Below are 13789 nucleotides of genomic sequence, written 5' to 3'. Positions count from 1 at the left end.
CAGCATAATTTGTCGCTCGATGTGTAGGACGCCCCTCCCCCAGGCGCCCCACTAACCTATTGGCAGCAAGGTGATTTCCATGACGGAACAAGTATCCACAGGCAGGTGCGATTCACCGCTACTTCAGGCCTTTGTCGACAACCGACTGATTCTGGTCAAAATTGCAGCGCGCATTACCGGCTGCCGATCGCGGGCCGAAGACGTGGTGCAGGATGCGTTTTTCCGACTGCAATCGGCGCCACAGATCACCTCGTCGATCAAGGCTCAACTGAGCTACCTGTTCCAGATCGTGCGCAACCTGGCCATCGATCACTACCGCAAACAGGCGTTGGAGCAGAAGTATTCCGGCCCTGAAGAGGAAGGGCTGAACGTAGTCATTCAGGGTGCTTCGCCAGAAATCTCGCACATCAACTTCTCGACCCTGGAACACATCGCCGACGCCCTGACCGAGCTGCCCAGCCGCACTCGCTATGCGTTCGAGATGTACCGCTTGCACGGTGTGCCGCAAAAGGACATCGCCAAGGAACTCGGCGTTTCGCCGACCCTGGTCAACTTCATGATTCGTGATGCGCTGGTGCACTGCCGCAAGGTCTCGGGTAGTCGTCGGGATGCCGTGGCGGTGGGTCGTCGCTAACCCGCAGAGTTTTCAGCGCTCCCAATCGCGAGCAGGCTAGCTTCCATACTGGATTTGTCTTGTTCATCAAACCCATGTGGACGCGAGCCTGCTCACGAAGGCGGCCTCTGGATCACTCAGATCCTGAGGCCCGATCATCAAGCCAATGTGCACCGATCAAAAAACCGCTCACGCCCCAGAATCATCAGCGCTGCGCGTTTGTGCGGGAAGTCGAACTCTTTCTCGCAATGAAAGCACTGGTTCTGCATATGGCCGATCATCTTCGCGTTGTCTGCACGGGGTTCAGCGACCACCCGTTGAGTGCGCGGATCATCGAGAAACAGGTAATGCACCAGCGCCGATAACCAACTCGCCACTTTGTGCGGGCCACGGTGATCTTCCTCCCCTACCAGCATGTGAATGCCGCGATCGTAATTGTCCGCGTCGCAGAACGGTGCAATGCGATCCTCCTTGGCCCAATAGGCTTCGAAATAGGCAAACGGCTGATCATCGAAACAACCGATCAGGGTCAGGGTGTGCGGGTCGGTGTCAAGCTTGCTCAGGTAGTCGCGATGCTGTTCAAGGCTGCCCTCTTCCTGCCAGAAACTGGCCACCCGCGGACTGTTCTGCCAGCGATTGAAGCGCGGCAGGTCTGCTTCGATTTCGACGGTACGCAGGGAAATCCAAGCGCCCAGGCGCGCATCAAAACGCCGATAAACCTCGCCGCGCGGCTTCACCGGTCGCAACGGATGGCGCTTGCCAGCGCTGACAACCATTTGCTGCGGATAGCTGCCAGTCAGCGAAGCGCCGAGCCACGGTTGCGGCAGTTGCCAGAACAGCGTGCGTTCGCAGCGGTATTCACCCGCCACGTCGGTGCTCACCAGCAAACCGCTGAGCAAGGCCTGCGTCGGTGGCTGATCCAGTTGCCAAGTCAATTGCTGGCACTGCGGGTCCCGCGCGAACAGCCAGTAACAGGCAGCCCACAGCGCCTGGCCTGGCGGCAGGGCAAAACGCTCATCGATCTGGATCGGCCCCTTGGCCTCGCGATCCAGACGCAGGCGAATCAACGGTTGCCCGTCCAGACTCAGGCTCAGACGGCTTTCGGTTGCATCGGCTACCAATTGGCTGCCCGATGGCAAGGCCAGGGCAGTCAGGTCATTCAGATTGGACATGGGTCGGGCTCACGGTAATCGTTGACAGTTAAACGATGGAACGTGAGCCAAGAGGGGAAATTTAGGTTTGGAGGTCAATCAGTGCCTCAGCGATGAGGCACTGGCACCACGGCAATCTGGTACGGCTGGAAAATCTTCAGCATCTCGCCGTTGTCGCGCAAACCCTGTAGCAGCTTGCCGAACGCTTCGCCACTGATCGGCGCGGTCGGGCGAAGAATGGCGTAGTGGTGATAGACCTGATCAATGCGTTGCGACACCAACAACTCATCGCGCACCTTTTCGTTACGCAGCAGGTAATCACTCAAATAGGAGCGGGTCACCAGCGCGATATCCGCCCGCCCGCGCAGCACCATCAGCAGGTTGCTGTCGTGGGAATAGGTTAGCGTGGCGTTGAAATGCTGCGTGAGGAATTTTTGGTCGGCGTTGAAGTTGGCAAATTCGTAGTGATAACCACTGAACAACGCCAGGCGTTTGCCGGTGAGGTCGGCAAAGTAGTTCTGCTGGCGACCCTCCTCGCGCTGCGCGACGAAGATCTCGGCATCTTCAAGGCCCATGTCGACGTCGGTGTGGGGAATCTCCTTCCAGCCCCAATCAGGGTTCTCGAAGATTGCCATGTCGATCCGGCCTTGCTTGAAATCGCCGAAACGTCGGGGAATCGACGTCGGCACAAGCACGAACTGATAGTCGCTTTGCAGGCGATTAAGCGCCTCAACCAACTGGGGTAACAGACCGGTATCGGCACCGTTTTCCGGGCGAACGGTGTAAGGCGGAAAATGCGCCGCGCCGACCCGAACCAATTGCGCTGCCTGAGCGGGCAATACCCATAGTGCAGCCAGCACTGCGAGCGCTAACCCCGCGACTGTCCGAATTGGCGAAAACTTCAAAACACCCCACTCCCCGAAAAAATATCGATCAATGCATTCAAGCTAGGCGGTTTTGCCCAGTTAGCCAGTTTCCCGGACGGATAGAAAGCGCCTCAACGCTCTTCGAGGACCAGAATCAGGGCTTCATCCGCCAACTGATCAAGGCTCAAACTGCCACCCGCGCGAAACCAAGTGGTCGTCCAGGACAGTGCGCCAGTGAGGAAACGTCGGGTAATAAAAACATCGCCGCGGATAAACCCGGCGTCCTTGGCCTCACCGAGCACTTGCAGCCAGATGTCTTCATAGACATCGCGCAACGCGAGAACCTTGGCCTGACCTTCCTCGGACAAAGAGCGCCATTCATAGACCAGCACCGCCATCGCTTCGCCGCTGCCGCCCATGATCGACTGCAACTCGCAACGGATCAGCGCCAACACCCGCTCACGCACGCTGGTCGCTTCGGCGAGCGCTGCGCGCATCAACGCGGTGTTGTAACGAATGGTTTCTTCCATCACGGCACGGAGAATTTCATCTTTGCTTTTGAAGTGATGAAAAATGCTGCCCGACTGAATCCCCACCGCGCCGGCCAGATCGCGCACCGTGGTGCGTTCATAGCCTTTATTGCGGAACAGATGAGCCGCCACCTGCAGCAGTTTGCCGCGAGCGCTGTCCGGGTCGGTCAACTGGCCTGCATCGACCAATTCGCGCATGACCCTGAGGGCTTTTTGCTCGTCCACCCGTTCTCTCCTACAGTCGATCAGTCTGTTGCCCCCTGAAACCGCAGGGTTGCGCGCAATTTAAGCCGCTGGCGACGACCAAGCAAGCGCTCGGGCAGAAGATAGTTTCAAGTATTTACAAACCAAGCGCTTGCTTGGTAGCCTCCAGACACTTCTGTCGCAGGTTCCTGAGTCGGAGATAAAAATGCCAACCACCGTCCGCATCGGATGCGCCAGTGCCTTCTGGGGTGACACGTCGACCGCCGCCGCTCAGCTTGTGGCAGGAGGACGCCTGGATTATCTGGTGTTCGATTACCTGGCCGAGATCACCCTGTCGATCATGGCTGGCGCACGCATGAAAGACCCACAGACCGGATTCGCCAGCGACTTCATCGACGTGCTGACGCCGCTACTGCCGCAACTGGCCGAGCAGAAAATCCGTGTCATCAGTAATGCCGGCGGGGTCAACCCGCTGGCTTGCGCCGCCGCCCTGCAAGCCGCCTGTGACAAGGCTGGCACTGCGCTGAAAATCGCCGTGCTGCTGGGCGATGACCTGCAACCGCAACTCAAGTCACTCACCGGCCAAGGCATCACCGAGATGTTCAGCGGCGCCCCGCTGCCACCAATGTGCGTGTCGACCAACGCCTACCTCGGCGCACCGGGCATTGTCGAGGCACTGCGCCTGGGCGCCGACATCGTCATCACCGGGCGGGTGGTCGACAGTGCCGTGGTCAGTGCAGCGCTGGTGCACGAGTTCGGCTGGTCGTGGCATGACTACGACAAACTCGCCCAAGCCGCGCTGGCCGGGCATATCATCGAATGCGGTGCGCAATGTACCGGCGGTAATTTCACCGATTGGCGCGATGTTCCGGATTACGAGCACATCGGCTTCCCGATCGTAGAGGTCAGCGCCGACAGCCAATTCATCGTCAGCAAGCCCGAGGGCTCCGGCGGACTGGTCACGCCGCTGACCGTCGGCGAACAGTTGCTCTATGAAATCGGCGATCCACAGGCGTATCTGTTGCCCGATGTGGTCTGCAATTTCAGTCAGGTCAAACTACAGCAGCAGGGCAAAAACGGGGTGCATGTACAGGGTGCCAAAGGCCTGCCGCCCAGTGACAAATACAAAGTCAGTGCCACGTACCCGGACGGTTTTCGCTGCACCGCCAGTTGCCTGATCGCCGGCATTGACGCGGTGGCAAAGGCACGCCGCGTCGGTCAGGCCATTATCGACAAGACTGCGCAGATGTTCAGCCAGCGTGGCTGGATGCCCTACAGCGAAACCAGCCTCGAACTGCTCGGCAGTGAAGCCACTTATGGCCCCCATGGCCAGCGTCGCGACACGCGAGAGGTGGTGATCAAACTGGCTGTACGCCATCCGAACAAGCAAGCGCTGATCCTGTTCTCCCGGGAGATCGCCCAGGCTGCCACGGGCATGGCGCCGGGGCTCACCGGCATCGTCGGTGGCCGGCCGACGGTGTACCCGGTCATTCGTCTGTTCTCGTTCCTGATCGATAAAAGTGCCTGCACCCTGCAAATCGACCAGGCCGGTGAGCGACACCCCTGCGCCCTGCCCGCATTGATTGCTCTCGACAGCCAGAACCTGCCCATCGCCGATCAACCACCAAAACCTGAGGGCCGCGCCGACGCCAGCGTCGCGTTGGTGAAACTCGCCGTGGCGCGCTCTGGCGACAAGGGCAACCACAGCAACATCGGTGTGATGCCGCGCAAGCCTGAATACCTGCCATGGATCGCTGAAGCGCTGACCCCAGCGGTCATCGTCGACTGGATGAGCCACGTCCTCGACCCGCTCCACGGTCGGGTCGAACGCTGGTACCTGCCGGGCACCCACAGTTTGAATTTTCTCCTGGAAAACGCTCTCGGCGGCGGTGGCGTGGCCAGTCTGCGTATCGATCCGCAAGGCAAAGCCTTCGCCCAGCAACTGCTGGAAATCCAGATCCCGGTGCCGCAGAGCATCGCCGAACAGCTCGACTAGAGGATTGTTTGCATGGCTTACGCGTCGATTTTCAGAGCCGATCTGTTCAGCGGCCAAACCATCATCGTCACTGGCGGCGGCAGCGGCATCGGTCGCTGCACCGCCCATGAACTGGCGGCGCTCGGTGCCAAGGTGCTGCTGGTCGGACGCAAACCTGAAAAGCTGCAGAAGGTCGCCGCCGAAATCGCCGAGGACGGTGGCCGTGCACACTGCAAGGCTTGCGATATTCGCGATGAAGAGGCGGTGAAGGAATTGGTCAAGGTGCTGATCGCCGAGCACGGGCCGATCCACGGTTTGGTCAACAATGCCGGCGGTCAGTACCCGTCACCGCTGGCGTCGATCAATCAGAAAGGTTTCGAAACCGTGCTACGCACCAATCTGGTCGGCGGTTTCCTGATGGCCCGGGAAGTGTTCAACCAGTCGATGAGCAAACACGGTGGCAACATCGTCAACATGCTCGCCGACATGTGGGGCGGCATGCCCGGCATGGGCCACTCGGGCGCCGCGCGTTCAGGCATGGACAACTTCACCAAAACTGCCGCCTTCGAGTGGGGATACGCCGGGGTGCGAGTCAACGCGGTCGCGCCGGGCTGGATCGCCTCCAGTGGCATGGACACCTACGAAGGGGCGTTCAAAGCGGTGATCCCGACCCTGCGTGAACATGTGCCGCTCAAGCGCATCGGCACCGAATCGGAAGTCAGCGCGGCGATTGTATTTCTGCTCAGCCCGGCAGCGGCATTCATCAGTGGCAGCACGCTGAAAATCGATGGTGCCGCCAGCATCGGCTGCCGTGCATGGCCGTTGCACAAGGCGACCCACAGTGACTCATTCAACGGTTTCCACCGCGCTTACCTTCCCGACGTTTTGCAGGACAAGGAGTAAGCCATGGCGCAGATCCAGTCCCAACTCGACCCGCACAGCGAGGCATTCGCCCGCAACCGCGCAGCAATGCTCGCCGCCATCGAACACGTCCAGCAACTGGAACAGAACCTGTTGAACAAGGCCGCCGAAGCCAAGCCGAAATTCGACAAGCGCGGCCAACTGCTGCCCCGAGAACGCCTGAACCTGCTGCTCGACCCCGGCGCGCCGTTTCTCGAACTGGCCAGCCTCGCCGGTTACAAACTGCACGACGACAAGGATGGCAGCGCGGCCGGTGGCGGCTTGATTGCCGGCATCGGTTACGTGTCTGGCATTCGTGCGCTGGTGGTGGCGAACAACAGTGCGATCAAGGGCGGCACGATCTCACCCAGCGGTCTGAAAAAATCCCTGCGCCTGCAACAGATCGCTCAGGAGAACAAACTGCCAGTCATCACCCTCGCCGAAAGCGGTGGCGCCAACCTCAATTATGCCGCGGAGATTTTCGTCGAAGGCGCACGCAGTTTTGCCAATCAGGCGCGGATGTCGGCCATGGGTTTACCGCAGATTACCGTCGTACACGGCTCGGCGACGGCTGGAGGCGCGTACCAACCGGGGTTGTCGGATTACGTGGTGGTGGTGCGCGGCAAGGCCAAGCTGTTTCTTGCCGGCCCCCCTTTGCTTAAAGCCGCCACAGGCGAGGTGGCCACGGATGAAGAATTGGGCGGCGCCGAGATGCACGCGCAAGTTGCCGGGACTGCCGAATACCTGGCCGAAAACGATGCCGACGGGGTACGCCAGGTGCGCGAAATCCTGCGCATGCTGCCGTGGAACGAGCAACTGCCGTGGTTGCCGGAACCGCAATATAAAGAGCCGCTCTACCCCATCGACGAGTTGCTGGGGCTGATACCGGACGACCCGAAAAAGCCCTACGACGTGCGCGAAATCATCGCGCGCATCGCTGACGAATCCTGCTTCCTCGAATTCAAAGGCGAATTCGATCAGCAAACCCTTTGCGGCCAATTGAAAATTCAGGGGCGCGCCTGCGGGTTCATCGGCAACAACGGCCCGATCACCCCCAACGGCGCGAGCAAAGCGGCGCAATTCATTCAACTGTGCGATCAGAGCCAGACACCGCTGCTGTTCTTCCACAACACCACAGGCTTCATGGTCGGCACCGAGTCGGAGCAGCAAGGCGTGATCAAACACGGCTCGAAACTCATTCAAGCCGTGGCCAATGCCAGGGTGCCTAAACTGACGATTGTCGTGGGCGGCTCCTACGGCGCCGGCAACTACGCGATGTGCGGGCGCGGTCTCGATCCGCGCTTCATTTTCGCCTGGCCCAACAGCCGCACGGCCGTGATGGGTGGGGCTCAGGCGGGTAAAGTCCTGCGCATCGTCACCCAAGCCAAGCAGCTCAAGGACGGCCTGACGCCTGATCCGAAAATGCTCGACATGCTCGAACAGGCCACCGCGCAGAAACTCGACAGCCAATCCACCGCCCTCTACGGCAGCGCCAACCTGTGGGACGACGGGCTGATCGACCCCCGCGATACGCGCACCCTGCTGGGCTACTTGCTGGATATTTGCCACGAAGCCGACCTCCGCGCCCTGCAACCCAACAGCTTCGGCGTCAGCCGGTTCTGATCGCCACGGATCTTACGGAGAACAATAAAAATGATCTTCACCCCGGAACACGAAGCACTGCGCCGCACCGTCCGCCAATTCGTCGAGCACGAGATCAATCCACATGTCGACGAATGGGAAAAGGCCGGACGCTTTCCGATCCACGACATTTTCCGCAAGGCAGGCGATCTGGGCTTGCTGGGGATTTCCAAACCGGAAAAATTCGGCGGCATGGGCCTTGATTACAGCTATTCGATTGTCGCCGCCGAAGAGTTCGGCACCATTCACTGCGGTGGCATTCCGATGTCGATCGGCGTGCAGACCGACATGTGCACCCCGGCGCTGGCCCGCTTCGGCTCCGATGAACTGCGTGAAGCATTCCTGCGCCCGGCCATCAGCGGCGAGCAGGTCGGCTGTATCGGTGTCTCGGAAGTGGGCGCTGGCTCCGACGTCGCCGGGCTGAAAACCAACGCCCGCAAGGATGGCGACGACTACGTGATCAACGGCAGCAAAATGTGGATCACCAACTCACCAAGCGCTGATTTCATCTGTCTGCTGGCCAATACCTCCGACGACAAGCCGCACATCAACAAATCGCTGATCATGGTGCCGATGAACACACCCGGGATCAGTCTCAGTTCGCATCTGGACAAACTCGGCATGCGCAGCTCGGAAACCGCTCAGGTGTTTTTCGACAACGTGCGCATCCCGCAGCGCAACCGCATCGGCCATGAAGGCGCCGGCTTCATGATGCAGATGCTGCAGTTTCAGGAAGAACGTCTGTTCGGTGCGGCGAACATGCTCAAGGGCCTGGAATACTGCGTCGACAGCACCATCGAGTACTGCAAGGAGCGCAAAACCTTCGGCAACGCCCTGATCGACAATCAGGTCATCCACTTTCGCCTCGCCGAATTGCAGACCGAAATCGAATGCCTGCGGGCACTGGTCTATCAGGCCACCGAGCAATACATCAAAGGCCAGGACGTCACGCGCCTGGCCTCGATGGCCAAGCTCAAGGCCGGGCGTCTGGGTCGCGAAGTCAGCGACAGTTGCCTGCAATATTGGGGCGGCATGGGTTTCATGTGGGATAACCCGGTGGCCCGCGCTTACCGCGATGTGCGGCTGGTGTCGATTGGCGGCGGCGCCGACGAAATCATGCTGGGGATCATCTGCAAACTGATGGGCATCCTGCCGGGGAAAAAAAAATGAGCCCCCTGCCCGATTGCCAGACACTGCTATTGGAGCGGCACGGCGGCGTACTGCACGTCACCCTCAATCGCCCGCAAAGCCGCAATGCAATGAGCCTGCAGATGGTCGCCGAACTGCGCGCGATGCTGGCGGCGGTTCGCGATGAGCGTGCCATTCGAGCCTTGGTACTCAGCGGTGCCGGTGGACATTTTTGTGCAGGCGGCGACATCAAGGACATGGCCAACGCCCGCACTCAGGGTGCAGATGCCTACCGCCACTTGAACCGTGCGTTCGGGGCATTGCTGGAAGAAGCACAACACGCGCCGCAAGTGCTGATTTGCGTGCTGCAAGGCGCCGTGATGGGCGGCGGTTTCGGACTGGCGTGTGTCAGCGATATCGCGATTGCCGATCACCAAGCGCAATTCGGTTTGCCGGAAACCAGCCTGGGCCTGATCCCCGCGCAGATCGCACCGTTTGTATTGCAACGCATCGGCCTGACTGAAACCCGTCGACTGGCGCTGACAGCAGCACGTTTCGATGGCCATCAGGCACGCCGTTTGGGGCTGGTGCATTTTGTCGAGCAGGATGCGCAGGCCCTGGCCGAGCGCCTGGATGAGGTGCTGCAGCATGTCCTGTGTTGCGCGCCGGAGGCGAATGCTGCGACGAAGAAATTGCTGCTGGCCAGTGCCGGGCAACCGTCAAGTGAATTACTCGATGAAGCGGCGCAGTGGTTCAGCGAAGCGGTGACGAGTACTGAAGGCATCGAGGGCACCATGGCGTTCATGCAAAAACGCAAACCCGGGTGGGCCACCTAAAAGCTTCGCGAGCAGGCCAGCACATACACCGCAACTTTCGAGGGAACAGCCCATGCCCGCCATTCAGAAAATCCTGATCGCCAACCGCGGTGAAATCGCCTGCCGTATCCAGCGCACCGCACAGGCCCAGGGCTATCGCACCGTCGCGGTGTTCAGTGAAGCCGACGCCGATGCGCTGCACGTAAAAATGGCTGATCAAGCCGTGCCCATCGGTGCGGCGCCAGTGCAGCAGTCCTACCTGAACATCCCGGCCATTCTCGATGCCGCCCGCCGCAGCGGCGCCGATGCCGTCCACCCCGGCTATGGTTTTCTTTCGGAAAACGCCGCATTCGCCCGCGCCTGCGAACAGGCTGGTTTGACCTTCATCGGACCAAGTGCCGACGCCATCGAACTGATGGGCAGCAAACGTCTGTCGAAAATCGCCATGCTCGAAGCCGGCGTGCCGTGCATCGCCGGCTACCAAGGTGCAGAACAGGACGACAGCACATTGCTGCGCGAAGCCGAACGCATCGGCTATCCATTGATGATCAAAGCCAGCGCAGGCGGAGGCGGACGCGGCATGCGTCTGGTGCACAACGCGTCGCAATTGCCGGCGCAATTGCGTACCGCACGTTCGGAAGCGTTGAACGGATTCGGCAGTGACGAATTGATCCTCGAACAAGCGCTGATCGAACCGCGCCACGTTGAAGTGCAACTGTTCGGCGATCAGCACGGCAACCTTATCTACCTTGGCGAACGCGACTGCTCGATCCAGCGTCGTCATCAGAAAGTCATCGAAGAAGCACCCTGCCCGGTGATGACCGCCGAACTGCGCCAGGCCATGGGTGAGGCCGCGCTCAAGGCCGGACGTGCAGTGAACTACGTCGGCGCCGGTACCGTGGAGTTTCTGCTCGATGCCCGCGGGCAATTCTACTTCCTGGAAATGAACACGCGCCTGCAAGTGGAGCACCCGGTGACTGAGTTGGTTACCGGGCTGGACCTGGTCGCCTGGCAACTGTTGGTCGCCGAAGGACAGCCACTGCCGTTGACTCAGGATCAGGTGCAACTCAATGGCCATGCCATGGAAGTGCGGCTCTATGCCGAAGACCCGGCACAGGACTTTGTGCCGCAAACCGGGCGCATTGAAGCCTGGGAGCCAGCGCTTTTGCACGGCGCACGCATCGATCATGGCCTGCTCGAAGGTCAAAAGATCAGCCCGTTCTACGACCCGATGCTCGGCAAACTGATTGCCCACGGCGCCACCCGCGAAGAGGCGCGGCGCAAACTGTTGCGTGCCGTGCAGGACACGGTGTTGCTGGGCGTGCAAAGCAATCAGCGTTTGCTGGTCAGCCTGCTGCAGCAGGCGCAATTTGTCAGGGGTGCGTTCAGCACGGCGTTCATTGCCCAGCACTTTTCGGATCACGAAAGCCTGCACAGCTATGTGCCCAGTGCCGAACAACTGGCAATCGCCGCGGTGCTGTTCTATCAGGCAGGCGCCCGCCTCCACCGCACGGCATTGGCGGGTTGGCGCAACAATGCCAATGTGCCGCTGCACTATCGCCTCGGGCTCGATTCGCAGGACTGGATGCTGCAACTACTCCCGCGCGGGCAAAACACCTTCCAGGTGCTAGTGGCGCAACAGACCCTGGAACTCAAAATCATCGACCACACGCCGCTGGCGTTGACGCTGGAGATCGACGGTTTGCGCCAGCGACACGCCTATCGGCTCAATGCTGAGCGACTCTGGCTGTTCACCCATCCCGGCAACCTGCACCTTGAGAATCGAACTCACGCGGTCATCGGCAGTCAGACCAGCGTCAACTCCGGCACGCTAAAAGCACCGATGGACGGCGCCATCGTCGACGTACTGGCCAGCGAAGGCAGCGCAGTCAGCAAAGGTCAGTTGCTGGTGGTGCTGGAGGCAATGAAAATGGAGCACCCGCTCAAGGCCGGCATTGACGGCGTGCTCAAGCGGGTGCAGGTCAAGGTCGGCGATCAGGTAAAAAATCGTCAGATCCTGTTGCAAGTGGAGTGAGTCGCCAGGCGCAAACGCAGGGTTTGACTACGCTCTGATGAATCAGGACGCGGAAATCAGGAACCCTGCGATGCCTCACTGGCTGGTCATAGATCTGGAAGCCACCACCGACGAGGGTGGCTGGCCGGTCACCGAAATGGAAATTATCGAGATCGGCGCCACGCTGGTTGATCGTACCGGACGCGAGCAGGATCACTTCCAGCGCTTCGTCAAACCGACGCGACGGCCCTTGCTGACGCCGTTCTGTCGCGAACTCACACACATCACTCAAGCCAATATCGACGCGGCGCTGCCGTTGACCGAGGTTTGGCCGGCCTTCGAACGCTGGCTCGGTCAGCATCAGACGCGCCTCGAAGGCTGGGTGAGCTGGGGCGATTACGACCGCAAACAACTACTTCAGGAATGGCAGCGGCTGCAATTCGACAGCGCCTTAAGCCGGGTGCCGCACATGAACCTCAAGCAACGCTTCGCCAAGGCCCGGCGCCTGGAGCGGCCGCTGGGCCTCAATGGTGCGCTGCAACTGGCCGGGATGCAGTTCAGTGGTCAGCAACACCGAGCGCTGGAGGATGCACGCAACACCGCGCGCCTGCTGCCGCTGGTTCTGCCGCTTTAGGGGCGTGACGGCGTTAAAAGCCTTGTGCATACTGGCCGCCTCACTTTTTAGCCCTTTTCGAGGAATCGCCCATGTTTAAAGTCAACGAGTACTTCGACGGCACCGTCAAGTCGATCGCCTTTGGCACCGCTGAAGGTCCGGCGACCATCGGCGTCATGGCCCCGGGCGAATACGAATTCGGCACCAGCCAGCGTGAAATCATGCACGTAGTGTCTGGCGCACTGACCGTCAAACTGCCGGACAGCAACAACTGGGAAACCTTCGCCGCCGGAAGCCAGTTCAACGTGCCGGCCAACAGCAAATTCCAGCTGAAAGTCGCGGTCGACACCGCTTACCTGTGCGAATACCGCGGCTAAACCCAGCGGGTTCATGCGCGATAAAAAAAAATGCCCGTGTCCAAGGACACGGGCATTTTTCGTTCTGGCATCGATTACTCGAGAATTTCTACCGCCATCCCGACTTCCAGACGACCATTGCCGTCGTTGACCAGATTCTGACCGAACATCGCACCGTCGGCCTGGGCACGGGTTTTCTGCAGGGTCGCCAGCGGTTCACGATCAGCGCTGCGCTCGCCGGTCTGCGGATCAATCGTGGTCAGAATGCAACGCGAGCATGACTTGACCACGCGCAATTCGACATCGCCGATACGGATACGCTTCCAGCTGTCTTCGGCGTACGCCTCGCTGCCTTCGATCACCAGATTCGGCCGGAAACGCAGCATTTCCAACGGCCGCCCGACCTGTTTCGACAGGTGTTGCAACGAGGCTTCACCGATCAGCAACAGTGGAAAACCATCGGCGAAGGCGACTTGGTCGTCGTCCTTGCCAAAACCGGCCTGAGTCGTGCGTGCCCGGTCCAGCGGTACTTGCACCAGACGAGTCGGTTTACCGATGAATTCGCTGACCCAATTTGCCGCTTCGTCACCGGCATCCGGCACACGCAACGTGTCGCGCCAGATGGTCACGCCACGTAACTGCGCATCGCTGGCAGGCAAGGTGATGTCGATTGAAGCATGCTCAGGCGCGCTCAAGGTGAGACCACCCTGAGCATTCCAAAGCGCGGACAGCTGGCTCATTTTCGCTTCGGCGCGTTGGGTCAGGAAACGGCCGCTGGCTTCGTCGACCAACATCCAGCGTCGATCGCCCTCCAGTCCCAGCTTGTCCAGGCTGATCCCTTGCAGAACCTCGGCCTTGCCGGATTTCAACGGGTAACGATAAAGCGCGCTCAGACGCAGCATGGCCAACTCCCTTGTGGGCAAAAACGCCACCCTATACGAGCTTCACCCGCGAATCAAAGGCTGACGAGAGGTCAGCCTTCG

At 60.2% G+C, this 13789-nt stretch carries 13 protein-coding genes; 9 read left to right on the top strand and 4 right to left on the bottom strand.

Features of this window, described 5'->3' with window-relative positions:
- The first annotated feature begins 79 nt into the window (after window positions 1-79).
- The gene (locus AACY02_RS06435; protein ID WP_339431237.1) at window positions 80-634 is read left to right on the top strand and encodes an RNA polymerase factor sigma-70; all 555 of its coding nucleotides are present in this window, start codon (window positions 80-82) and stop codon (window positions 632-634) included.
- A 137-nt stretch (window positions 635-771) separates the two neighbouring features.
- On the opposite strand, the gene AACY02_RS06430 is transcribed toward AACY02_RS06435, so the two are convergent.
- From AACY02_RS06430 to AACY02_RS06420, 3 genes are all read right to left on the bottom strand, one after another.
- Window positions 772-1785, bottom strand: coding sequence for a GNAT family N-acetyltransferase (locus AACY02_RS06430; protein ID WP_339431236.1), 1014 nt, complete (start codon window positions 1783-1785; stop codon window positions 772-774).
- An 86-nt stretch (window positions 1786-1871) separates the two neighbouring features.
- Window positions 1872-2669 (bottom strand): substrate-binding periplasmic protein, encoded by a 798-nt coding sequence (locus AACY02_RS06425; RefSeq protein WP_339431235.1) that lies wholly within the window; start codon window positions 2667-2669, stop codon window positions 1872-1874.
- Window positions 2670-2761: 92 nt separating this feature from the next.
- Window positions 2762-3385, bottom strand: coding sequence for a TetR/AcrR family transcriptional regulator (locus tag AACY02_RS06420; RefSeq protein ID WP_221729157.1), 624 nt, complete (start codon window positions 3383-3385; stop codon window positions 2762-2764).
- 184 nt (window positions 3386-3569) lie between these two features.
- Between AACY02_RS06420 and AACY02_RS06415 the strand changes: the two genes are divergently transcribed.
- From AACY02_RS06415 to ppnP, 8 genes are all read left to right on the top strand, one after another.
- The gene (locus AACY02_RS06415; protein WP_339431234.1) at window positions 3570-5360 is read left to right on the top strand and encodes an acyclic terpene utilization AtuA family protein; all 1791 of its coding nucleotides are present in this window, start codon (window positions 3570-3572) and stop codon (window positions 5358-5360) included.
- Between the two features lie 12 nt (window positions 5361-5372).
- Window positions 5373-6242 carry an SDR family oxidoreductase gene (locus tag AACY02_RS06410; protein ID WP_339431233.1) on the top strand — a complete coding sequence of 290 codons (870 nt, stop codon included), beginning with the start codon at window positions 5373-5375 and terminating at the stop codon, window positions 6240-6242.
- Between the two features lie 3 nt (window positions 6243-6245).
- Window positions 6246-7862, top strand: a complete 1617-nt coding sequence (atuC, locus tag AACY02_RS06405) for a geranyl-CoA carboxylase subunit beta (protein WP_339431232.1) — start codon at window positions 6246-6248, stop codon at window positions 7860-7862.
- 30 nt (window positions 7863-7892) lie between these two features.
- Window positions 7893-9050 (top strand): citronellyl-CoA dehydrogenase, encoded by a 1158-nt coding sequence (atuD, locus tag AACY02_RS06400; protein ID WP_339431231.1) that lies wholly within the window; start codon window positions 7893-7895, stop codon window positions 9048-9050.
- Entirely contained in the window at window positions 9047-9844 is a 798-nt protein-coding gene (locus tag AACY02_RS06395; RefSeq protein ID WP_339431230.1) for an enoyl-CoA hydratase/isomerase family protein, read from the top strand. The genes atuD and AACY02_RS06395 overlap by 4 nt, the downstream gene beginning before the upstream one ends.
- Before the next feature lie 52 nt (window positions 9845-9896).
- The gene (locus tag AACY02_RS06390) at window positions 9897-11858 is read left to right on the top strand and encodes an acetyl/propionyl/methylcrotonyl-CoA carboxylase subunit alpha (protein WP_339431229.1); all 1962 of its coding nucleotides are present in this window, start codon (window positions 9897-9899) and stop codon (window positions 11856-11858) included.
- Window positions 11859-11928: 70 nt separating this feature from the next.
- Window positions 11929-12471 carry an exonuclease domain-containing protein gene (locus AACY02_RS06385; RefSeq protein ID WP_339431228.1) on the top strand — a complete coding sequence of 181 codons (543 nt, stop codon included), beginning with the start codon at window positions 11929-11931 and terminating at the stop codon, window positions 12469-12471.
- Between the two features lie 71 nt (window positions 12472-12542).
- Window positions 12543-12827, top strand: a complete 285-nt coding sequence (gene ppnP / locus AACY02_RS06380; RefSeq protein WP_221729165.1) for a pyrimidine/purine nucleoside phosphorylase — start codon at window positions 12543-12545, stop codon at window positions 12825-12827.
- Window positions 12828-12901: 74 nt separating this feature from the next.
- On the opposite strand, the gene AACY02_RS06375 is transcribed toward ppnP, so the two are convergent.
- Window positions 12902-13708 (bottom strand): MOSC domain-containing protein, encoded by an 807-nt coding sequence (locus tag AACY02_RS06375; RefSeq protein ID WP_339431227.1) that lies wholly within the window; start codon window positions 13706-13708, stop codon window positions 12902-12904.
- Window positions 13709-13789: the final 81 nt, after the last annotated feature.

The organism is Pseudomonas sp. EA_65y_Pfl2_P78 (genome assembly GCF_963970495.1).
Classification (GTDB): domain Bacteria; phylum Pseudomonadota; class Gammaproteobacteria; order Pseudomonadales; family Pseudomonadaceae; genus Aquipseudomonas; species Aquipseudomonas baetica_A.
This window is presented reverse-complemented; position numbering and strand designations above follow the sequence as displayed.

Coding starts and splice junctions, on each gene's coding strand:
- AACY02_RS06430 (WP_339431236.1), bottom strand. CDS start 1,785: ATGTCCAATCTGAATGACCTGACTGCCCTGGCCTTGCCATCGGGCAGC.
- AACY02_RS06435 (WP_339431237.1), top strand. CDS start 80: ATGACGGAACAAGTATCCACAGGCAGGTGCGATTCACCGCTACTTCAG.
- atuD (WP_339431231.1), top strand. CDS start 7,893: ATGATCTTCACCCCGGAACACGAAGCACTGCGCCGCACCGTCCGCCAA.
- AACY02_RS06385 (WP_339431228.1), top strand. CDS start 11,929: ATGCCTCACTGGCTGGTCATAGATCTGGAAGCCACCACCGACGAGGGT.
- AACY02_RS06415 (WP_339431234.1), top strand. CDS start 3,570: ATGCCAACCACCGTCCGCATCGGATGCGCCAGTGCCTTCTGGGGTGAC.
- AACY02_RS06375 (WP_339431227.1), bottom strand. CDS start 13,708: ATGCTGCGTCTGAGCGCGCTTTATCGTTACCCGTTGAAATCCGGCAAG.
- atuC (WP_339431232.1), top strand. CDS start 6,246: ATGGCGCAGATCCAGTCCCAACTCGACCCGCACAGCGAGGCATTCGCC.
- AACY02_RS06390 (WP_339431229.1), top strand. CDS start 9,897: ATGCCCGCCATTCAGAAAATCCTGATCGCCAACCGCGGTGAAATCGCC.
- AACY02_RS06395 (WP_339431230.1), top strand. CDS start 9,047: ATGAGCCCCCTGCCCGATTGCCAGACACTGCTATTGGAGCGGCACGGC.
- AACY02_RS06410 (WP_339431233.1), top strand. CDS start 5,373: ATGGCTTACGCGTCGATTTTCAGAGCCGATCTGTTCAGCGGCCAAACC.
- ppnP (WP_221729165.1), top strand. CDS start 12,543: ATGTTTAAAGTCAACGAGTACTTCGACGGCACCGTCAAGTCGATCGCC.